General features: G+C 72.5%; 18 protein-coding genes. 9 read left to right on the plus strand and 9 right to left on the minus strand.

The window, feature by feature from the left end:
- Positions 1–91: 91 nt before the first annotated feature.
- A complete protein-coding gene (locus tag SYYSPA8_RS32750; RefSeq protein ID WP_323451055.1) occupies positions 92–682 on the plus strand; it encodes a lytic polysaccharide monooxygenase auxiliary activity family 9 protein in 591 nt (196 codons plus the stop codon).
- A 147-nt stretch (positions 683–829) separates the two neighbouring features.
- On the opposite strand, the gene SYYSPA8_RS32755 is transcribed toward SYYSPA8_RS32750, so the two are convergent.
- From SYYSPA8_RS32755 to SYYSPA8_RS32765, 3 genes are all read right to left on the minus strand, one after another.
- Positions 830–1,741, minus strand: a complete 912-nt coding sequence (locus tag SYYSPA8_RS32755) for an NAD(P)-dependent oxidoreductase (protein ID WP_323451056.1) — start codon at positions 1,739–1,741, stop codon at positions 830–832.
- 253 nt (positions 1,742–1,994) lie between these two features.
- Positions 1,995–3,740: an ABC-F family ATP-binding cassette domain-containing protein gene (locus SYYSPA8_RS32760; protein ID WP_323451057.1), complete on the minus strand. Its 1,746-nt coding sequence runs from the start codon at positions 3,738–3,740 to the stop codon at positions 1,995–1,997.
- A 354-nt stretch (positions 3,741–4,094) separates the two neighbouring features.
- Positions 4,095–4,727, minus strand: a complete 633-nt coding sequence (locus SYYSPA8_RS32765) for an NADPH-dependent F420 reductase (RefSeq protein WP_323451058.1) — start codon at positions 4,725–4,727, stop codon at positions 4,095–4,097.
- Positions 4,728–4,982: 255 nt separating this feature from the next.
- Here SYYSPA8_RS32765 and SYYSPA8_RS32770 point away from each other — a divergent pair, with 255 nt between their 5' ends.
- Both SYYSPA8_RS32770 and SYYSPA8_RS32775 read left to right on the plus strand, forming a co-directional pair.
- A complete protein-coding gene (locus SYYSPA8_RS32770; protein WP_323451059.1) occupies positions 4,983–5,894 on the plus strand; it encodes an NAD(P)-dependent oxidoreductase in 912 nt (303 codons plus the stop codon).
- A gap of 43 nt (positions 5,895–5,937) precedes the next feature.
- Positions 5,938–6,684, plus strand: coding sequence for a class I SAM-dependent DNA methyltransferase (locus SYYSPA8_RS32775; protein WP_323451060.1), 747 nt, complete (start codon positions 5,938–5,940; stop codon positions 6,682–6,684).
- 13 nt (positions 6,685–6,697) lie between these two features.
- Here SYYSPA8_RS32775 and SYYSPA8_RS32780 read toward each other — a convergent pair whose 3' ends face one another.
- Together SYYSPA8_RS32780 and SYYSPA8_RS32785 are read right to left on the minus strand one after the other, a co-directional pair.
- On the minus strand, positions 6,698–7,660 hold the full coding sequence (locus SYYSPA8_RS32780) for an alpha/beta fold hydrolase (protein ID WP_323451061.1): 963 nt from the start codon (positions 7,658–7,660) through the stop codon (positions 6,698–6,700).
- Positions 7,661–7,671: 11 nt separating this feature from the next.
- The gene (locus tag SYYSPA8_RS32785; protein ID WP_323451062.1) at positions 7,672–8,037 is read right to left on the minus strand and encodes a hypothetical protein; all 366 of its coding nucleotides are present in this window, start codon (positions 8,035–8,037) and stop codon (positions 7,672–7,674) included.
- 109 nt (positions 8,038–8,146) lie between these two features.
- Between SYYSPA8_RS32785 and SYYSPA8_RS32790 the strand changes: the two genes are divergently transcribed.
- The gene (locus SYYSPA8_RS32790; RefSeq protein ID WP_323451063.1) at positions 8,147–8,689 is read left to right on the plus strand and encodes a GNAT family N-acetyltransferase; all 543 of its coding nucleotides are present in this window, start codon (positions 8,147–8,149) and stop codon (positions 8,687–8,689) included.
- A gap of 73 nt (positions 8,690–8,762) precedes the next feature.
- Here the strand turns inward: SYYSPA8_RS32790 and SYYSPA8_RS32795 are convergent, their stop codons facing one another.
- Complete coding sequence (locus tag SYYSPA8_RS32795; protein WP_323451064.1) at positions 8,763–9,257, minus strand: hypothetical protein; 495 nt, start codon at positions 9,255–9,257, stop codon at positions 8,763–8,765.
- A 745-nt stretch (positions 9,258–10,002) separates the two neighbouring features.
- On the opposite strand from SYYSPA8_RS32795, the gene SYYSPA8_RS32800 reads away from it, so the two are divergent.
- Positions 10,003–11,085 (plus strand): hypothetical protein, encoded by a 1,083-nt coding sequence (locus tag SYYSPA8_RS32800; RefSeq protein WP_323451065.1) that lies wholly within the window; start codon positions 10,003–10,005, stop codon positions 11,083–11,085.
- Positions 11,086–11,153: 68 nt separating this feature from the next.
- Here SYYSPA8_RS32800 and SYYSPA8_RS32805 read toward each other — a convergent pair whose 3' ends face one another.
- A complete protein-coding gene (locus SYYSPA8_RS32805; protein WP_323451066.1) occupies positions 11,154–12,203 on the minus strand; it encodes a DMT family transporter in 1,050 nt (349 codons plus the stop codon).
- 520 nt (positions 12,204–12,723) lie between these two features.
- Here SYYSPA8_RS32805 and SYYSPA8_RS32810 point away from each other — a divergent pair.
- The 4 genes from SYYSPA8_RS32810 (at position 12,724) to SYYSPA8_RS32825 (ending at position 17,566) form a co-directional block, all read left to right on the plus strand.
- On the plus strand, positions 12,724–13,620 hold the full coding sequence (locus tag SYYSPA8_RS32810) for a TetR/AcrR family transcriptional regulator (RefSeq protein WP_323451067.1): 897 nt from the start codon (positions 12,724–12,726) through the stop codon (positions 13,618–13,620).
- 780 nt (positions 13,621–14,400) lie between these two features.
- Positions 14,401–15,540, plus strand: a complete 1,140-nt coding sequence (locus tag SYYSPA8_RS32815) for a bifunctional DNA primase/polymerase (protein ID WP_323451068.1) — start codon at positions 14,401–14,403, stop codon at positions 15,538–15,540.
- A 140-nt stretch (positions 15,541–15,680) separates the two neighbouring features.
- Entirely contained in the window at positions 15,681–17,165 is a 1,485-nt protein-coding gene (locus tag SYYSPA8_RS32820; RefSeq protein WP_407706141.1) for a DNA primase family protein, read from the plus strand.
- Positions 17,162–17,566 carry a DUF6009 family protein gene (locus SYYSPA8_RS32825; RefSeq protein WP_323451069.1) on the plus strand — a complete coding sequence of 135 codons (405 nt, stop codon included), beginning with the start codon at positions 17,162–17,164 and terminating at the stop codon, positions 17,564–17,566. The genes SYYSPA8_RS32820 and SYYSPA8_RS32825 overlap by 4 nt, the downstream gene beginning before the upstream one ends.
- Before the next feature lie 603 nt (positions 17,567–18,169).
- On the opposite strand, the gene SYYSPA8_RS38435 is transcribed toward SYYSPA8_RS32825, so the two are convergent.
- Positions 18,170–19,444: a DUF2637 domain-containing protein gene (locus SYYSPA8_RS38435; RefSeq protein WP_407706137.1), complete on the minus strand. Its 1,275-nt coding sequence runs from the start codon at positions 19,442–19,444 to the stop codon at positions 18,170–18,172.
- A 215-nt stretch (positions 19,445–19,659) separates the two neighbouring features.
- Complete coding sequence (locus SYYSPA8_RS32835; RefSeq protein ID WP_323451070.1) at positions 19,660–19,923, minus strand: hypothetical protein; 264 nt, start codon at positions 19,921–19,923, stop codon at positions 19,660–19,662.
- Positions 19,924–20,085: the final 162 nt, after the last annotated feature.

A 20,085-nucleotide genomic window follows, 5' to 3' on the forward strand; every position in this document is an offset into this window, starting at 1 on the left:
CACCAGGAAGCTACGCTCAGACTTGGTCTAGACCGCACTGCTTGATCGCCACCCCCACCCGGCGACCCCCACACTCCCCCAGGAGCGAAGCATGCGCAGGAAGATCACGTCAGTCCTGGTCGGTCTCGGTGTCCTCGGCGGCACCCTCGTCGCCGCCTCCGGCAGCGCGCAGGGGCACGGTTACGCCAACGCCGCGCCCAGCCGCCAGCAGCACTGTGCGACGGGCACGGTGCAGAACTGCGGCCAGATCCAGTGGGAACCGGAGAGCGTCGAAGGCCCGAAGGGGTTCCCGGCCGCGGGCCCCGCCGACGGGCAGATCTGCGCCGGCGGCAACGGCCGCTTCTCCGAGCTGGACGCCCCGCGCGGCGGCGCCTGGCCGACCGCGCAGCTCGCCTCCGGCCAGAGCCACACCTTCAGCTGGAGGATCAAGGTCCGGCACGCCACCGCCGACTTCCGCTACTACATCACCAAGGACGGCTACGACCCCAACAAGCCGCTGACCCGCGCCGACCTGGAGCCGCAGCCGTTCCTGAACGTACCGTTCGGCGGGGTGCGCCCGGCCGCCACGGTGACCCACACGGGCACGCTGCCGCAGAAGTCCGGACGTCATCTGATCCTGGGCGTCTGGACGATCGCGGACACCGCGAACGCCTTCTACGCCTGCTCCGACGTACGGTTCTGACGGCGCACGGCACTGCCGACGTACGGTGCTGATCAGGCACCGTTGATCAGGTCGCCGTACGCGGTACGGCCGTGATGGACGGACGGACGGCTGTGCCGGCCCCGGTGCCCCGGGGCCGGCACACCCCGCCGACCGGCGACGCGGGCCTCAGGCCCGCATCTCCTCCACCAGCGCCGACGTGCTGCTGTCCGCCCGGCCGGCCCGTATCCCCCGCTCGAACACATCCACGACGGCCTGCGGCAGGGTCGTGTCCACGCCCGCGTCCGCCATGGTGCGCAGCACGTGTTCCGCGCTCGCCGCGGCCATCGAGAGACGGTCGGCCTCGCCCGCGTGGTTGCCCGCGTCGACCCGGGCCGCGTAGAAGGCGAAGAGACCCGGGTCGGCCGCCACCGCCGTGGCCGCGTGCGGAACGATGTCCGCGGCCTTGATGCCGTGGGCGTTCGCCAGGGCGACGGCCTGCCAGAAACTGAGCAGCGAGGTCCAGAACATCGTCATGCCGATCTGGTACATGAGCGCGGCCCGCGCGGGCTCCTCGCCCAGGTAGTCCACCCTGGTCAGCACCTCCAGGGCGGCACGGTGGCGCTCCAGGGCCTCGCGCGGACCGCTGTAGAAGGTGTACGAGGCAGGGTCGCCGATCCCCGAGGGCGCCGCCGTGACACCTCCGGCGAGGAACTGCCCACCGCGTTCGGTCACCCAGCGCGCGCCCTCCTCGGTCCGCTTCGGCGTGTCCGAGCCGAGGTTGACGATCACCCGGCCCCGCAGCGCGTCCTCGGCGGTTCCGAGCAACGTGTACATCGCGGCGTAGTCGGTCAGGCTCAGGACCACGAGTTCCCCGGCGCGCAGGGCACCCGCCACATCCGGCGCGAGCACCGCGCCCCGCTCGACCAACTCGGCCGCCCGGGAGGGGGTGCGGTTCCAGAGGGTGACCCGGTAGCCCTGGTCGAGGAAGGCGCCCGCCATGGCCCGGCCCATGGGCCCGAGGCCGATGACGGTGACCGTGCGGGTGTCGGTGTCGGTGTCGGTGTCGGTGTCGGTGTCGGTGTCGGTCGAAGGCGCCACGTCGGTTGTGGACGATGACGCGGGAGTGGTCGCAGAAGTGGTAGCGGGAGTGGTCGCAGGAGTGGGCGTGCCGGTCATGAGTGCCTCCGGACATCGATAACTAGAGCGATCTATCTAGTGTGCTGGCGGGACGCTACCACGAACCCTTCGAAGGCGGGGACCGTGGGCGGTTCACGCAGCCCTCGGCCTGCGGAAGTCAGCCGTCCCACGCCCCGGCCCCCGGGCCGGCGGCCTTCCCGGCCTCCGGCGCCCGTCAGGCCTTCCCGTTCCCGCTCCCGTTTCCGTCCTCTTCCGCGCTCTCGGGGGCTCCCGTCTCCCGCAGCCCGCCGTCCGCGAGCCGCAGCCACCGGTTCACGCCGATCCGGGCGAGGAACCGCTCGTCGTGGCTGACCACCACGAAGGCACCCCGGTACGAGCCGAGCGCGCTCTCCAGCTGAGCGGCGCTGACGAGGTCCAGATTGTTCGTGGGCTCGTCCAGCAGCAGCAGCTGCGGGGCCGGTTCGGCGCACAGGACACAGGCAAGGGTGGCGCGCAGGCGCTCGCCGCCGGAGAGCACGCGTACGGGGAGATGGGCCGCGGCGCCCCGGAAGAGGAAGCGGGCCAGCAGGTTCATGCGTTCCGCGGGCGGGCGGCCCGGGGCGTACGCGGCGAAGTTCTCCGCCACCGTGCGGTCGGGGTCGAGCAGGTCGAGGCGCTGGGAGAGATAGGCGATGCGTCCGTCGTTGCGGCGGATCTCCCCACTGGCGCCGCTCACCACACCCTGTCCCGCCTCCCCCGTTCCCGTGCCGGCTGTCGCCTCGCCGCCGATCAGGCGCAGCAGGGTCGTCTTGCCGGTGCCGTTGGCCCCGGTGAGCGCGATCCGTTCGGGGCCCCGGACGGTCAGGTCGATGCCTTCCGGGGCGAAGAGCGCCCGCTCGCCGTGGTGGACCTGGAGCCGTTCGCCGTGGAAGAGGGTGCGTCCGGCGGGTACGTCGGTCTCGGGCAGGTCGAGCGTGATGCGCTGGTCGTCGCGCAGGGCCCGCTCCGCCTCGTCCAGCCGGGCCCTGGCCCCGTCGACGCGGGCGGAGTGCGTCTGGCCCGCGCGACCGGCGGACTCCTGGGCTCCGCGTTTCATGTTTCCGGCGAAGATACGGGGCAGACCGGCGCTCTTGAGGTTGCGGGCGGCGTTGCTCGCGCGGCGGTCGGCGCGTTCACGGGCCTGCTGCAACTCCCGCTTCTCCCGCTTCAGCTCCTGTTCGGCGTTGCGGATGTTCTTCTCGGCGACCTCCTGTTCGGCGCGTACGGCCTCCTCGTACGCGGTGAAGTCGCCCCCGTACAGACGCAGCCGGCCCCGGTCGAGTTCGGCGATGCGGTCCATGCGGTCGAGGAGCGCCCGGTCGTGGCTGACGAGCAGCAGGCAGCCGTGCCAGTCGGCGAGGACGTCGTGGAGCTTGTGGCGGGCGTCGGCGTCGAGGTTGTTGGTGGGCTCGTCGAGGAGCAGGACGTCGGGTCGTTTCAGCAGCTGGGCGGCGAGGCCGAGGGAGACGGCCTGGCCGCCGCTGAGGGTGGAGAGGGTCCGGTCGAGGGCGAGGCCGGCGAGGCCCAGCCGGTCCAGTTCAGCCCTGGTGCGGTCCTCGATGTCCCAGTCGTCGCCGATGGTGGTGAAGTGCTCCTCGCGGACGTCGCCGGATTCGACGGCGTCCAGGGCGCGGATCACGTCGGCGACGCCGAGGACTTCGGCGACGGTGAGCCCGCCGGAGAGCGGCAGGCTCTGGGGCAGATAGCCGAGGGTGCCGCCGACGGAGACGGATCCGCCGGTGGGCCTCAGCTCGCCGGCGATCAGCCGGAGCAGGGTGGACTTGCCGGAGCCGTTGGGCGCGACGAGGCCCGTACGGCCGCTGCCGAGGGTGAACGACAGGTCGTCCAGGACGGGGGTGTCGTCGGGCCAGGCGAAGGAGAGCTTCGAGCAGACGACGGAGGCGGGGGCGGCGGCGCCGGGCGCGGGCAGGGTCAGGGGCATGGAGGGACCTCGCGGAAAGCGGGCGGGCGGCCGCCGGGCAGGGGCCGTCCGCGTGACATGGGCGGGAGCGGAAGGGGACGACGAAGCGGGCCACTGCGCGGCGATGTGCTCACGCGTGGGGGCGCGACGCGTCCGTGCGTCGGCCCGTGGCCTGCCGGAACCGGGTCTTCACCCGGAGATGTCGTCAGTCCCTGCCATGTCTGGTCTCCTCGGTCGGTGACAGTGGGACGACTGTAGCAACCGGGGGCGCCGGGACGCCTCCGGTTTTTTCCGCCGCTCTTCCGCTGTTCTTCCGCCGCTCTTCCGCCGCCTTTCCGCCGCCTTCCGCTGCGCCGGGCGGGTGCGCACCGCCGCTCAGACGCGGGCCGTGGCCTCCTCGGCGGTGAGCGTGGTCCCGAGGCTGCCCTCGTGCAGGTCGCCGAAGACCTCGATCCGGATGGACTGGTCGATGCCGCCCACGGAGACCGGGTCGAATCCGGCGGTACGGATCAGGCCGGCCACCGTGTCCCCGGCCGCCCGGTCGTCGGCGGCGTAGAAGGCGACCGCGCGCGGGTTGCGGTGCGCGGCCGCGCCCAGGGTCTCGGCCATGAAGGTGCCGAACGCCTTGACGAGGCGGGCGCCGTCGGGGAGCTGGGCCGCGAGGACGCCGCCGGAGGACTGGTCCTGGGGGATCGTCTTGGTGAAGGAGCCGTCGGCGGCCGGGGCGATCGGGTTGGACGGGTCGACGACGATCTTTCCGTTCAGCCGGGCGCCCCAGGCGTCGAGGAGCTGTTTGATGACGTCGAACCAGACGGTGAGGACGAGGACGTCGGCCCGGTCGACGGCCTCGTCCACGGAGACGGCCGTGACGCCGTCGCCGAGCCCTTCGGCGACCCGCCGGGCGTCGGCGGGATCCCGGCTGGCGATGAGCAGCTGCTCGCCGCCCTTCGCCAGGTCGGCGGCCAGGCGGGAGCCGATATTGCCCATTCCGATGATGGCTGTGGTCATGGTGGTGCTCCTCGCGCTACGCAAAAACAGTGGGGACGGTCGACAGCGGGACGGATGGCAGGTTCAGGAGATCAGCGAAAGGGCGGGGACGGCATGCCGCGCGGGTCCGCACGGGTGAACCCGCGGCCCGGGGCCGGGGTCGGCCGGGGTCCCGGCGGCCCGGTGCGCGGTCGCGTGGCTGTACGGTCGGTCGTACGACGACGGGGGCCGCCCCGCGTTCCATCTGTGCAGGAGATACGACGAGGGAGTCGCCCGATGACCGAACGGCTCACCGTGGCGGTACTGGGCACGGGCGTGATGGGCGCCGCGATGGCCCGTAACCTCGCCCGTTCCGGCCATGCCGTACGGGCCTGGAACCGCACCCGCGCCAAGGCCGAGGGCCTCGTCGCGGACGGTGTCGATGTCGCCGCGACGCCCGCCGACGCGGTGCGGGACGCAGACGTGGTCCTCACCGTGCTCCACGACGGACCGGCCGTACTCGACGTCGTGCGCGAGGCCGCCCCCGCGCTGCGCTCCGGCGCGGTCTGGGCGCAGTCCACCACCGTCGGCGTGGACGACGTGCCGGAGCTGGCGGGGCTCGCCCGCGAACACGGGCTGGTCTTCTTCGACGCGCCCGTGCTCGGTACGCGGGAGCCCGCCGAGGCCGGGCAGCTCCAGATCCTCGCGGCGGGACCCGCCGGGGACCGGGCCTCGGTGACACCCGTCTTCGACGCGATCGGCTCCCGTACGGTGTGGACCGGCGAGGACGGCGCGGCCGGGACCTCCACCCGGCTGAAGCTGGTGGTCAACAGCTGGGTGCTGACCGCCACCAACGCCGCCGGCGAGATCCTGGCCCTGGCCGGGGCGCTCGGTGTGGATCCCGAGGGCTTCTTCGATCTGATCGCGGGCGGCCCGCTCGACATGGGCTATCTGCGGCTCAAGGCCGATCTGGTGCGCGACGGCCGCCTGACGCCGGCGAGTTTCGCGGTCGCCACGGCGGCCAAGGACGCGCGCCTGATCAGCGAGGCGGGGCGGCGGTACGGGGTCCGGCTGGACCTGGCGGATGCGGGGGCGGCGCGGATGGAGCGCGCCGCCGCGCAGGGCCATGGGCGGGAGGACATGGCCGCCGCGTACTACGCGAGTTTCCCCGAGGAAACAGACACCGGCGACCGCCCAACCTCCCCTTAAATAAGGTGCGTTGACGAGAAAGGCCGTCCTAGGGTCCGGAATCATGGATGACATCGAGGACGGCTGGTTCGGGGAGAGCGTGGCGGCGGGCTACGACACGTCGACGGGTATGTTCGCGCCGGACGTCGTGGCGGAGACCGCCGATTTCCTGGCGGCCCTCGCCGGCGGCGGCCGGGCGCTGGAGCTGGGCATCGGGACCGGGCGGATCGCCCTGCCGCTGGCCGCCCGGGGAGTCCCCGTCCACGGCATCGACATGTCGCGGGCGATGGTCGCCCGGCTGCGGGCCAAGCCGGGCGGCGCCGGGATCGGGGTGACGATCGGCGATTTCGCGACGACGCGCGTCGAGGGGGCGTTCTCCCTCGTCTATCTCGTCTACAACACCATCAACAATCTGACGACGCAGGACGCCCAGGTGGAGTGCTTCCGCAACGCCGCCGCGCATCTGGAGCCCGGAGGCTGCTTCGTCATCGAGGTCGGCGTCCCGGATCTGCGGAAGCTCCCGGCCGGGCAGACCGCCGTCCCGTTCCACATCAGCCCGACGCGCTGGGCCTTCGACGTGTACGACGTCGTGACCCAGGCGTTCAGCTCCAACTATGTGGAGCTGGTCGACGGGCAGGGCTCGTACCGGTCCATTCCGTTCCGGTACGCCTGGCCGGCGGAGCTGGACCTGATGGCCAGGATCGCGGGGCTGCGGCTGCGCGACCGGTGGGAGGGGTGGTCGGGGGAACCCTTCACCAGCGGGAGCGAACGGCATGTCTCGGTCTGGGAGAAACCGGCCGACGCGTCCTGACCAAGGGCAGGTTCTAGCGGGGCAGGCTGGACAGCCACCCCAGCAGCAGTTCGTTCAACTCGGCCGGCTTCTCCTGCTGGATCCAGTGCCCGCAGTCCTCGATGGCATGGGTCTCCACGCGCGGCAGCGACTGCGGGAACGCGTCGATCGCGTCCTGCATCCACTGCGCCGAGAGGTCCTGGTCACCGGCCACGAACAGCGCGGGGCAGTCGATCGCCGCGCCCGTCCACTCCGCGGTCAGCTCCCAGTCCCGGTCGATGCTCCGGTACCGGTTCAGCGCGCTGCGGACTCCCGCCGTCCGCAGCGCGTCGACGCCGTGGTCCAGGACGTCGTCGGTGAGCCACTCCGGCGTCGCGGCGGGGAACTGGTCGCACATGCGTGAGCCGTCGGGTACGAGGAACGCGGCCGGGGCGCTCGTACCGGCGGACACCGCGGCGTACAGGCCCCGCAGCCAGCCGCGCGGATCGGCCTCGATCTCCGCCTCGGCGAGCCCCGGTGTCTGGAAGAAGTCGATATAGAAACGGAATCCGGCGGGCCCGACCGCGGCGAAGTTCTCCGTGGGGACGGTGTGGTTGCGGGAGGCGTACGGAATGCTGAGCAGCCCGAGGGCGCGGACGAGGTCGGGCCGGGCGAGGGCGGTGTGGGAGGCCACGTTCGAGCCCCAGTCGTGGCCGATGACCACGGCCGGCTGCCCGGCGCCGAAGGCGTCCACGACGCCGACGACGTCCGAGACGAGTTGCGGCATGGAGCAGTCGTCGGGTGTCGGGGCCGGGGTCGAGCGGCCGTAGCCCCTCAGGTCGAGGGCGGCGACACGGTATCCGGCGGCGACGAGCGCGGGGATCTGGTGGCGCCAGCAGTACCAGGTCTCGGGGAAGCCGTGGATCAGGACGACGAGCGGGCCTTCACCGTCCGTGACGACGTGGACGGGGCCGCCGGGGACGTCGACAAAGCGGGAGGGGTGGGGGCTGACGGTCACGGGTCACTCCTTCAGGCGGGGCGGCAGAAGTCCAGGCTGAACGACGCCGAGCACTCGGTCACGGCGGGGACGACGCCACTCCCCCGGACCAGCTGGAAGAGTCCCAGCACCACGAGGACGGCGAGCAGCACCGTGAAGACGCGCTGGTGCCGGCCCTGGAAGCGGAGGTCGGTGAAGGTCCGGTAGGCGTACCCGAACGAGGCGAGCCCCGCGACGATCGCGGTGAAGTTGAGGTAGGTGTACTCGGTCAGCTTGCCGTTGACGATATTCCGCTGCTCGATGACGACGGGCAGCAGGAACGGAAGCAGTGCTACCAGGGCTATGCCGATGGCGATGCGCTTGACGAGTCGTCTGTCCACGATGTCGATGTCGGTCACCCCGTGATCGTAGGACGGCCCGGCCGGGGCGGTGATCCCCTTCCGCGAAGGGGCAGTTGATCGTTTCCCCTCCGGGATCGACCGGTTACCGGCGTATGAGCATCGTCGCGTGATCGAGACAGAGCGCCTGACCCTGCGTCCGTTCCGTCCGGAGGACGCCGACCGGTTCGTGGCCCTGCACGCGGACGACCGGGTCAACGCCTTCGTGGGTACGTACACGCTGGAGACGGCCCGGGACCGGCTGCGGTTGAGCGAACGCCAGTGGGCCGAGCGCGGCCATGGCATCCTCGCCGTCCACCGCAGGAGCGACGACGCCTTCCTCGGCCGCTGCGGTCTCACCCACTGGGAGGCCTTCGGCGAGACGGAGATCGGCTGGACCCTGTCGGCGGAGAGCTGGGGCCACGGTTACGCGACGGAGGCGGCGCGGGCCTGCCTGGACTGGGCCTTCGGGGCGGGGGCGCTGGGCGTCCCCTACATCACGGCCATGATCCACCCCGGCAACACCGCGTCGGCACGGGTCGCCGCCCGGCTGGGCTTCTCCCGGCTCCGGGACGACACATTGATGGATCGGGGAGTGACGGTGTACGCCCTCCATGCCCTGGACCGGCCGGCGGCGGACGCGGCGGGCACGGCAGGCACGGCGGGCGCCTGAACCGGCCGGCGGCGCGGACCGGGGCACCTTCCCCCGGGGGAGTTCACCGTGCGGGTGCCGTCAGCGGGTGCCGTCAGCGGGCCCCGGTGAGCCCCCCGTAGATCTCGCCCAGCCGACGACCGGGGCGGCCGGGCTCCTCCCCGCCCGTCCCCGTCGCCGCCTCCTCCGCTTCCGCTTCCTCCGCTTCCTCCTCCGAGGTCGGATACCCCGCTGTCCAGGGCACCGCACACGGCCCGGAGTGCTGCGAGTCCGGGCAGAGAAGGCCGGTCAGCTCCTCCGGCAGTCCGGCCACGTCCTCCCGGGACGGCAGGAGGACACCCGTCCTGATCTCGTGGACCCGCCGCTCGCCCGGGGCCTCGCCCGGGTGCTCGGCCGCCCACTGCTCCGGCAGTTCCTCGTACAGCTCCGCCACGGTCATCACCGCGTCCGGCGTCGGCTCGTCGGGGCCCACCACGGACTGCTCGCACGGTACGGCCCGTTCCGTCAGGAAGCGGCGGAACTCCCCCGCGACCTCGGCGGCCACGGCCGGGGACGCGAAGACACCCGTCCGGATCTCGTACAGCGGCACGTCGTGCCCCGCTCTCTCTCGAAGTCTTCATGCCGTCAGGTCAGGACGACGGGGTTGGTGAGCGCCGCCATCCGCCCCTCGTGCACCCCGGTACCAGGAACGGCCCCGGCCGGGGAGGTGGTTCGGCGGGAAGCCCGCGTGCTGGTGCTGCCCGGCCGGCGCCTCCCTGCCCGCAGCCGCGCGGACCGGGCCCGGCTCCCCTCCCCCGGGGGCCGGGCCCACCGCGTGCCCGCGGGGACGTCCGTACCGCCGTGACGACGAGAACGAGCGGCCCGGTCTCCCCCGAGCGACACTCCACCGTACGTGGCGGTCCCGGCGTGTCGGCCACGGCCCGGCGCCCAGGCCACCCGAACGGCCGGTACGCATCGCCGCGCGCGCAACTCCCCTGCCATCTGCCCCGGTTCGACCCAGTTTGGCCCGGCCGGTGATCACGTAATGACGAAACCGCTGCCGGGCAGCCGGTGTTCCTCAGAAGCCGGGCTCACTCAAGGGCACCGACCTCGTGTCAGGAAGGCAGGCCGTACGCATGACCAGTATTCGCCGCCGTGGCCACACCCATCGCTCCGGCCCGCGCTCAGTCCCGCGCTCCCGTCCGCACGGCCGGCGCCGAAGCCGGGCGCGGGCCCTTCTCGTGGGATGTGCGGCGCTGGCCGTCGCCGCGGGTACGACTTCCGCTGGGGCCGCCGGCCCCGGGTCGGGCTCCGGGTCCCCGCCCGAGCAGCGCGCCCGGTGGAGCAGTTCGCAGGTGGCCCCGGACCGGGCGTCCGCCCTCAAGAGCACCCGGGTCGACGCGCACCGCACCTGGGTCGCGGGGCTGCGCACGGCCCGCCTGGGCAACGGGCTGATCACCCTGCGGCCCGCGCTCTGGGAGCGCGACGAGCGCGTGGGTCCCGGCTGGAAGCAGCTGCCGACCGTGCCGGTCGAGGCGAACAGCATGCGCTTCAACGATGTCGACGCCGTGTCGCCGGACGCGGCCCTGGTCGTCGGGGACAACCTCACCGGCGGCGGAATCGTCACCCAGCGGTGGGACGGTACGCGGTGGCGCACCGAGCCGGCCCCCAGCGCCCCGGACGCCATCGGTGGCGGGCTGCTCGCCGTCGACGCGCGCACGCCCGGGGACGCCTGGGCGGTCGGCTGGCAGCAGGTGCCCATGGCCCCGGACACCTCCCGGCACGTGGGGGTGATCCAGCGCTGGAACGGCACCGAGTGGAAGCCCGCGCACCTGCCGGACGTGGGCGAGGGCCCGGCGGGCGAGGTCACGTTGTGGGACGTGGTCGCCACCGGCCGGGACACGGCATGGGCGGTCGGCAACCTTGTCGACGGAGCCGGGGCCGGGGCCGGGGCCGAGCCGCTGGTCCTCCGGTTCGACGGCACGCGGTGGCACAAGGAACAGCTGCCCTCGTTCGCAGGCATACGGGCGGGTCTTGAGTCGGTGACGGCCGGTCCCGACGGGACGGTGTGGGCGGTCGGCAGGAAGGCGCTGGGCGGGGGTGTGCGTTCCGGGCTCGTGCTGCGGTACGACGGGCGGAGCTGGACCGAGGTGCCGGTGCCGGACGATGTGCAGCGAATCCATTCGGTGGCCTTCGCGGGCGGTGCGCCGGTGGTCGTCGCCACGGTGGCCGACGCCTTCGCGGGCCAGGCGCCGAGGGTGCTGCGGTACCGGCACGGCTCCTGGGGCTCGCTGGAGCTGCCGGGTGCGGTCGACGGCGCTCCGCTCAGCGCCTGGCACGTCTCCGCGCACAGCGACGGTCTCGATGTCGCGGGCAGCCTCCCGTCCGCCGACGGTCAGGAACTCGGGCCCGCCGTCGTGCTGAGCCTGCGCCGCTGACTTCCCCCTGACGTTCCGTACTCCCCCGACGTTTCGGACGCCCCTGACGTTTCGGACGCCCCGGAGGGTCAGGCGTGGGAGCCCGCCGGGGAGAGAGCCGCCGGCCTCTCCCCACCGTCCGCATCCGCGTCCGGGCGCAGACGCGGGGCTGCGGTGAACGGCGCCGGCAGGACGATCCGCACCCGCCGCGCCGCGCCGGCGGCTGCTTCCCGCAGGTCCCGAGCCCGTACGGGATCTACGTCAACGATCCCTTGCGGCTGCGGTCCGGCCGTCCCCGACCGGACCCGTTCCCGCGTCAGCAGTGTCAGACCGCCCGCCACCATCGCCCCGGCGCCCAGCGCGAGGACCGAGCCCACTCCCCCGTACCGGAAGGACTCCCCCAGCAGCGCCATCCCGATCACGGCCGCCACCACGGGGTTGACCACGGTCACCACCGCCAGCGGCGTCGCGAGGCCCGCGCCCCGGTAGGAGGCCTGCGAGGCGACCGTGCCCGCCGCCGCGAAGGCCGCGATGACGACCACGGTGGTGAGCGCCCCGGCGGTGTTCCCCGCCGCCCAGTCGACAGCGGCGGCCTTCGTGAAGACCGAGCCCACCCCGTAGGCCACGCCCGCCGCGCAGGCGAGAAAGGTGCCGCGTGTGACCGGACTGCGGCGCGCCGCGCGTCCCGCCGTCGTGAGCGCGGCCACCGCGGCGAACGAGGCGCAGGCCAGCGGCGCCCGGTCGGCGGCCGCGAGGGAGCCGGTGCCCGCCGAGCCGGTCAGCGCCAGCAGCCCGGCGAGTCCGGCGGTGGCCATCGCCGCCCCCTGCCAGGCGGTCGCGCCGGCCCGCCGCCCGGTGCAGAGCACCGCGAGCGGCAGCGCGAAGACGATGGTCAGCGCCCCGAGGGGCTGCACCACGCTGAGCGGCCCGCAGGCCAGCGCGACGACATGGAGCAGTGCGCCGGTGCCGTTGAGGCTGTTCGCCGCCCACCAGCCGGGCGTACGGAGGAGGGTGGCGAGCCCTTCCGGTGTGGTGGACGCGACCCGCTCCTGGACGATCGCGCCGCCCGCGTAGGCGATCGCGGAGACAAGGGAGAGCAGCACCGAGAGGGCCAGGCCCCCGGTGGGGTCGAAGGTCATGTCCATCCTCACTCGCTCGTCGTCCCGTGTGCGGGGAGCGGCTGTACGGGGGGGGTGAACCGGCGTACCGGCGTACCGGCGTACCGGTGTACGAGGGCTGTACGGGTTCGGTAGGTCGGTACCGGGCCGCGGCCTGCGGCGCCGGTGCCCCGGATCCGGATTCCGGGGGTGGGGGGCCGGCGCTGGTACCCGGACCGGGTTGGGTCGGGGACTCGCACAGCAGCGTCCTCCAGCGCGCCTGTGGGTCGCTATAGGCCCGGTACAGTCCCCGCTTTAGGCGCGTGTGCCGGCCCGCGACGGCCGTCTGAGCCACCCGAGCCCTCACAAGCGTCCAAGCACCACCAGCAGCGAAATCGGCCCCATTCGCCCCGCACGGGCCTGCCGTTGCCCCGCTGCCCTCCCCCGCAGCGGCGCGCACACCGTACCCAGCGATGCGAACACTGTGCTCATCTTTTAACGGCGTACGCTTCCTGCGAATGGCGTGCGCTACCGTGGGGCCGGACGAGACGAAGGAGGGCGCATGCCCGTCGACCCGCAGCCGATTCCGTCGGTGTGGGCCCGGCCCCGGGACCGCCGTGAGCAACCGTCCCTGAGCCGGGAGCAGATCGTTTCCGCGGCCGTCGAACTCCTCGACACCGACGGCATCGACGCCTTGAGCATGCGCAGGCTCGGCACCCGGCTGGGCGCGGGCGCGACCTCCCTCTACCGGCATGTCGCCAACAAGGACGAGCTGATCGAGCTGGTCGTCGACCAGGTCTACGGGGAGCTGGACATCCCCGTCCCGGACCCCGGGACCGCGCCCGGCTGGCGGGTGCTCATCACCCGGCTCGCCCACGACATGCGGGCGCTCGTCCTCGCCCACCCCTGGATCGCGTCCGTCCTCGGCGGTCTTGGCGTGGCCTATCTCGGGCCCAACATGACCCGCCTCTCCGACCGGGTGCTCGGTCTCTTCGAGACGGCGGGCTTCCCGCCGGACGAGGCGGACAGCGCGGTCCGCGTGATCTTCGCGTACGTCACCGGCACGACCGCGGGCGAGGCGGCCTGGCTGACCCTGCTCGCGCGGAGCGGGCAGAGCGAACAAGAGTCGCTGAGCGGGCTGTGGCCCGCCACGGAGGAGGCCGTGCGCGACCATCCCCGGCTCCACCGGTCGTACGAGGCGGCGCGCAAGCACGACCCGGCCGCGCGCCGCGACCACAACTTCGCCTACGGGCTGGATCGGACGCTCGACGGGCTGGCGGTCCGGCTGGAGCAGCTGGGCCGGGCGGGAATCCCCTCCGGAGCGAACGGCACATCCGGCGCGAGCAGTACGGCCGGGACACACGGGGCCACCGGGACACACGGGGCGACCGGGTCGGAGCGACTGAGCGTCCCCCGGCCCATGAGCCACCGAACCTGGGAGAAGGGGCGGACGGGATAGACGAGGCACAGTGCCCGGCGGCCTTGCGGGGCGCGGCGGTCCCCCCGGGAGCGCGCGTCCTCTCACCCGGTGACGGCGCGCGCGGCCCCGCCGTGCGTCCGGCGCGGGAGCGGTCGGGCGCACGGCAGGTCCGGCGGGAAGCGGAACGACGGCTCCGGCGGTGTCCGGATCGCCCACGGCCCGCGTTGCCTTCCCTCGACAACCATCCGCCGATGCGCTTTATTGCTACGGGCGCCGGCCGTCGGCCAGCACGGCCGGGCGCCCTTGTCACGGGGAACGACGAGGTCCACGGGGGACGTGTGCCCGGTCAGCCGGGTCGGCTTCGCCCTGCGCCAGAGTGCCGCAGGGCTCCTTCGGCATGCCCGGACTCCTCCCTTCCGCACCTGACTCCCGCGCCGGAGACGACGTCGGAAACGATGCCGGGACCGCCATCGCGAACCGTACCGGAACCGGCTTCACCCTCCAGGTCTCCACGATCCAGGCGAAGCAGGCACTCCGCGCGTATCAGGCAGGAGAGACCGGCCCCTCGGCGGCACGCCGACACCCCGGGGGCGTACGAATATCCCCCGCGCGCCCCCGGTCTGATGATCTGCCGCGCGGGCCGTCTCCCCTGCCGATCTTTCTCGTTGTACGCGCCAGGGCGGGAATCCCGGTCCCCCCGGGACACCACGCGCCGCCCCGCCGTTCCCGGCACCTGCCGGACCCGCGGAAGACGGTCGGTTAGCCTGTGCTGAATACATCTGTGAAGTTGAGTCGCTTCAGTCGCTGAAAGGAACGTCGATGCCCCCTGACCTGGGGATTCCTAACAGCGACTCAGCCCTGGGCGGGTCCGGCACAGCGTCCGACGCTGTGCCTGCGCCCTGGGCGGACCCGCTGGAGACCGCGCTGTGGTGCGCCGCGCAGGGGTGGCCCGTCCATCCCCTGTCCCCCGGGCGCAAGACCCCGGCGCCCAACTGCCCCGACTGCCGGGACCGTCCCCATTCGCCCCAGGAGTGCACCTGCATTCCGGCGGGACACTGGTGTCACGGTTTCCACGCAGCCACCACGGACCCCGCCGTCATCGGCGCCTGGTGGGGGCGGCAGCCCCGGTTCGGCGTCGGCGTGGCTTGCGGGCCCGCCGGGCTCGTCGTCATCGACGTCGACGCCCACCCGGCCCCGCTGCCCACCCCCGACCGGCTGCTGCCCGGCATCCACATCCCCGACTCGGTCTGCCTGGACGGGCTGCGGCACGGCTTCCACAGCCTGGCCGTCCTCGCCGCGCTGCGCGGCCGGCCCGACCCCGCCGAGGACGCGAGCACCCTGCGCGTACGGACACCGTCCGGAGGGCTGCACCTCTGGTACACGGCCCGCCCCGGGCAGGAGTGGCGCTGCTCCACGGGCTCGGGCGCCGCGCGCGCCCTCGCCTGGCAGGTCGACGTCCGGGCGCACGGCGGGTACATCATCGCGCCGGGCACCCGTACCGCCTCCGGCCGTTACACGGTCTGCGGCTCCGTACGGAAACCCGCCCCGCTGCCCGAGTGGCTCGGGGCCGAGCTGGCGCGCACCGGCCATCGACCCGTGCCGCCACCACCACGGGGGGCCTCCCCCACCCCCGTACCCTCACGGGCCCGTGCCGCCGTCATCGCCGCGCGCGGCGGGCGGGACTCGGCCGAGCGCGCGCTCGCCACCGTGCTCGCGGCGGTCGTGGAGTGCGCTTCGGCCCCCGAGGGCACGGGATTCAGCGAGAAGCTCAACCGGGCCGCCTTCACCGCCGGCGGGCTGGTGGGCGCGGGCCGGATGAGCGCCGAAGCCGCCGAGTCCGCGCTGCTGGCGGCGGCGCTGCACGCCCGCCCCGGGCAGGAGCGCCGCTGCCTGGCGATCATTCGCAGCGGTATGGGCGCGGGCAGCAGGCGGCCACTCGACCTGGGAGAACGCAGGTGAACGACGCCCCCATCTCTCAAGAGTCCACCCACACCACCCGCCGGGAGCACTCCCGGGTGACCCGGGAGCAGACCGACGGGTCCGTGCGCGAGAGCGACCACGGACCGGTCCAGGGCGCCCGGGACACGTCCCAGGCGAGCCTGTTCGACCCGGTCGAGGTGGCCCGTCAGATCATCCTGGGCTCCCCCGGCGGCGTCCCCGCGCAGGCGGCGCCCGGGCCGGAGACCGCCCGCGTCGCCAGCGAGCACGGCGTGCTCCCCGACAGCCTCAGCGACCGGGGCAACGCCAAGCTCTTCGTCTCGCTGTACGGGCGGGACTTCCGCCATGTCCCCGGGCTCGGCTGGTACCGCTGGAACAAGTACCGCTGGGACCTGGACGAGGACGACGGCGTCATGTGGGCGGCCGGCGAGATGGCCGAGATGCTCGCCGAGACCGATGTCCGGGGCCGGTTCACGGACAGTTCGCTGCGCCGGCACCGGCGCCGGGCGCTGTCGACGGCCGGCATCAAGGCGATGCTGGCGCAGGCGAAGGCCGCGCCCGGGATGGTCCTCAGCCCGTCGATGCTCGACGCCGACCCGTACGCCCTGTGCACCCCCGAGGGCGTCATCGACCTGACCCGGGGCACGCTCACGCCGCCGGATCCGGAGAAGCACTACCACGCCCGGTCCACGAGCGTGGCGCCCCGGCCCCGCGCGACGCCGCGCTGGGAGCGCTTCCTCGCGGACTGCTTCGGCGACGACGCCGAGGGCCGGCAGATGATCGACTTCCTGCATGAGCTGCTGGGGTACTCGATCACCGGCGATGTGGGCGCGCAGGTGCTGCCGTTCCTGTACGGGCAGGGCAAGAACGGCAAGAGCGTGCTGCTCGACGTGATGGTCAAGCTGCTGGGCGACTACGCGGACGCGGCGCCGCCGGGCTTCCTGATGGCCAGGCCGTTCGAGGGGCACCCGACCGACCTGGCGGAGCTGCACGGCCGGCGGATCATCGTCTGTTCGGAGCTGAAGCCCGGCGACCGCTTCGACGAGGCCCGGGTGAAGCTGCTCACCGGTGGCGACCGGATCAAGGCCCGCCGGATGCGGCAGGACTTCTTCAGCTTCGGCCCGACGCATAAGCTCTGGCTGCTGGGCAACCACCGGCCCGAGGTGGGCACGGGTGGGTACGCGTTCTGGCGCCGGATGAAGCTGATCCCGTTCGAGCGGGTCGTGGACGACGACCGCAAGGTGGACAACCTCGCCGACGTCCTGGTCACGGAGGAGGGTCCGGGGATCCTCAACTGGCTGGTGGAGGGGGCCCGGCGCTATCTGAACGGCCCCCGCGACCTCACGGGCCCGGAGCAGGTGCGGACCGCCACCACCGCGTACGCGGAGACGGAGGACCACACCGGCCGCTTCCTCTCCGAGTGCTGCACGCTCGGCCCGGCGATGCGGGCGGAGCAGACCCAGCTCTACGCGAGCTACAAGGACTGGTGCCAGCTGGAAGGAGCCAACCCGGCATCCTCCCGCGCCTTTGCCGCCCGGGTGCGGGACACTGTCGGCATCTCCACCCCGAAGGAGATGATTCTGTCCAACCAGCGCAAGTTCTATCCCGGGATCGGGCTCAACGCCGAAGTGGGAGAAATGTCATGAGTGCCCTCATCGAGCCCACACAACTGGCCCACGAGGCCGAGCTGGTGTGGCTGGAAGACATCGAACCCCTGGACTACGTACGCCAGACCCTGGACCGGCTGCCGACCCGCCGGGGCAGGCCCGCGTACCACCGCGACGGCCGAATGGTCGGTTATGCGGTTCTTGGTCCGAAGGCACGTTCCTCCCGGGTGTCGGGGACCTTCCTCCGGCGGGTCTTCTGGCTGCTCCCGCACGACCGGGACGGGCGGCCGGACGGGCTGTACGCGTCGGGGGCGCCCTCGGAGGCGGTGGACCCGAGGACCATCAAGGCCGGGGTGAAGGGGTACAAGACCCAGCGCTCCGAGGGTGGGCCGGAGTCGGCCGCCATGCGTGAGCTGGGGATAACGCTTCCGATGAACTGAGGGCCCGCCGCGACCGGAGCGGCGGGCGGGCGGCGGCGGGCATCCCGCCGGCCGCAGCGACTGAAGCACGAGGGCCCTGCCGGGCGATGGACGACCGGCAGGGCCCTCCGACGTGTCCGGGGCGGGCGGCAGTCGCTGTCGGGGGCCGTTCGAGACTGAAGCCCAGCGACCCTGAAGCGTTCGGTAGCTGCTTCGGTCTCAGCATAAAACAGCAGGTCAGAGGCTGTTTCCTGACCCCTGAGCGACTGAAGCGACTCAGCGATCCTGTCTATAAGACATTTCCCGGGTGTGGGTATGTGTCCGCGTGTACAAGATTTACGTTATAGATACGGTCGCTCAGTCGCTTCAGTCGCTATTGAGGTATCAACACCTCATCTGACCTGGGGATTTACCATGAGACTGAAGCAGCTACCCAAGAGTCGCTGAGTCGCTCGACTCCGAGCCCCGCAGCGGGAACCACTCCCCCGCCTGGAGAAAAAGCCCTGAGAGCCCGCCTGAGGGCTTCAACCCCCCTCCCCGGTCAGCCAGTCCAAGGAGTCCCCCCGAGGGCCCACAGCCCCGCTCCAAGCCCTTTCTGGGCGGGGCTGGAGCGGGGCCGCGGAATCAACGGAGCGTGGACCACCGGCGGTTGTCCCGCCCGGCCGGCTCCCCCACCGGGGAGACCGGGCGCGCGGTCCGCACCACGACCGGCGTGGAGACCTCTTCCCGCGTCTGCTCCCGGGTCTGGTTCCGCGTCTGAGCCCCTGTCTGGTTCTTCACCTGGCTCTGCACTTGCACGTGCACCTGCCCCTGCGGCTGCCCCTGAACCTGTCCTGATGACTGGTTTTCAGCCATTCCCGCTGTGTCACCCGTACGGCGGTTGCGCCGACGGAGTGCACGGGCGCGGTGCCGGGCCGAAGGCTCCGGCAGCGGCGGGCGGACCATGGTGATCAGCCGTACGAGCTGATGGAAGCAGGCCAGTGCCGCGAGCGACGGAAGCGCTGCCGCCGCGATCCCCGGGAGGGTCCTCGGCGCCTGGGTGACGCAGAGCACGGTGGCCAGGGAGGTGAAGAGCAGGACCACGAACCAGGAGTGCAGTGCCCGCCGCCGGTGCAGCGCGGCCCGCAGGATCGACAGCGACGCCACCGTCCACGGGCCGTACACCAGCAGCGGCCACCAGGCGATCAGCCCTGCTTCGGTACGGTCGGCCGCCACATTGCGCAGCGGCTCCATGGCGACCATCCCGCCGAACACACTGACCATGGAGACCAGCAGGGCCGCCAGGAGGGCGATGGTGAAACTCAGCAGCCGCCCGAACACATAGCGCCGGCCGCGCTCGCTCGACCACCACTTGCGCTTCCTCCGCCGGTTCGGCCCGGAACGGGTCCGGCGGACGACAACAGACGGAGCGGCTTCCCTCCTGCCGGTTTCCCGAGCGTCGGTCGCCTCGTCCGTGTCGTCGTACTCACCGGGCTCGTCGGCCCCGTCGTACGCACTGTTCCCACCAGGTCCGCCGGACTGGTGGTTGCGCTCGTGGTCGTCGTCCTCGTACCCGGACTCATACCCGGACTCGTGCCCGCTCCCGTGGTCGGATGCCCGCTCGTACGCGTGACGCCCGGCCTGGTCCTCGTGCCCGGTCCGGCCGTCGTGGGCGTATGGGTGGTACGGGTCTCCGTACCAGGGTCCGCCGTCATAGCCGGGTCCCTCCCCCACTCCGGGGTATCCGGGCTGGTACGTCACGCCGGTGATACCGCCGGGTGCGAACGCTCCTGCGGGCGCGTCTCCCAGCTGGGCGTTGCGGAGCATCTGCTGAAGCTCCGCCGTGGGATCCCAGGACGGGTCCCACCCCGCGGCCAGGGACTCCCCGCCCAGGGGACCCATGGGATGCACCGGGGCCATGAAGCCCAGGGGATCCATCGCCCCCACAGGGCCTACAGGACCCAGCGGACCAAAAGCCCCCATGGCTCCCATGGCTCCCAGCGGCACGTCCTGGTGGTGTCCCGGGAATCCCGGGTGAGGTTCACCCCAGCCCGGGTGGCCATCCGGTGGAGGGGGGCCGTACGCATGGTGGGTGCCGTGAACCGTGTACTCCTCTGTCATCGCCTCCGTGTCCTCTACGCGTCGCCACGCACGGACGCTCCTGCGGTCCCCGACATCCGCCGGAAGTCCGATTGGATCTGCTCCAGGGCTGTCAGCAACTGCTTGAGGACCGACGAGGAGTACGTCAGCTCGATCCGCTGGTCCTCGCGCTGGAGAGCGGCCCGCCCGGTCGGAGGCGCGGCCGACCGGGGCACGAACACCCACGTCGTCGACCGGGCCGCTTCCGCGCCGACCACCACGCGCCCTGAGGGCAGGGGTGCAGTCTTTGTTCTCGTCATGTCCCGGTTAACGACGGTGTGGAAGACCGTGAATTGCGGCAAGTGGGCGACGCGTTTGGGCCATATGGGCGTTTTACCAGATGTCCATCTCTTTGTACGACGAACGCATGACCTGTCCGCCTGCTCCCCGGCCCCTCCCGGACCACTCCCCCACCGGCTCGG

This window comes from Streptomyces yaizuensis (assembly GCF_034961445.1).
In the GTDB taxonomy this organism is placed as follows: domain Bacteria; phylum Actinomycetota; class Actinomycetes; order Streptomycetales; family Streptomycetaceae; genus Streptomyces; species Streptomyces yaizuensis.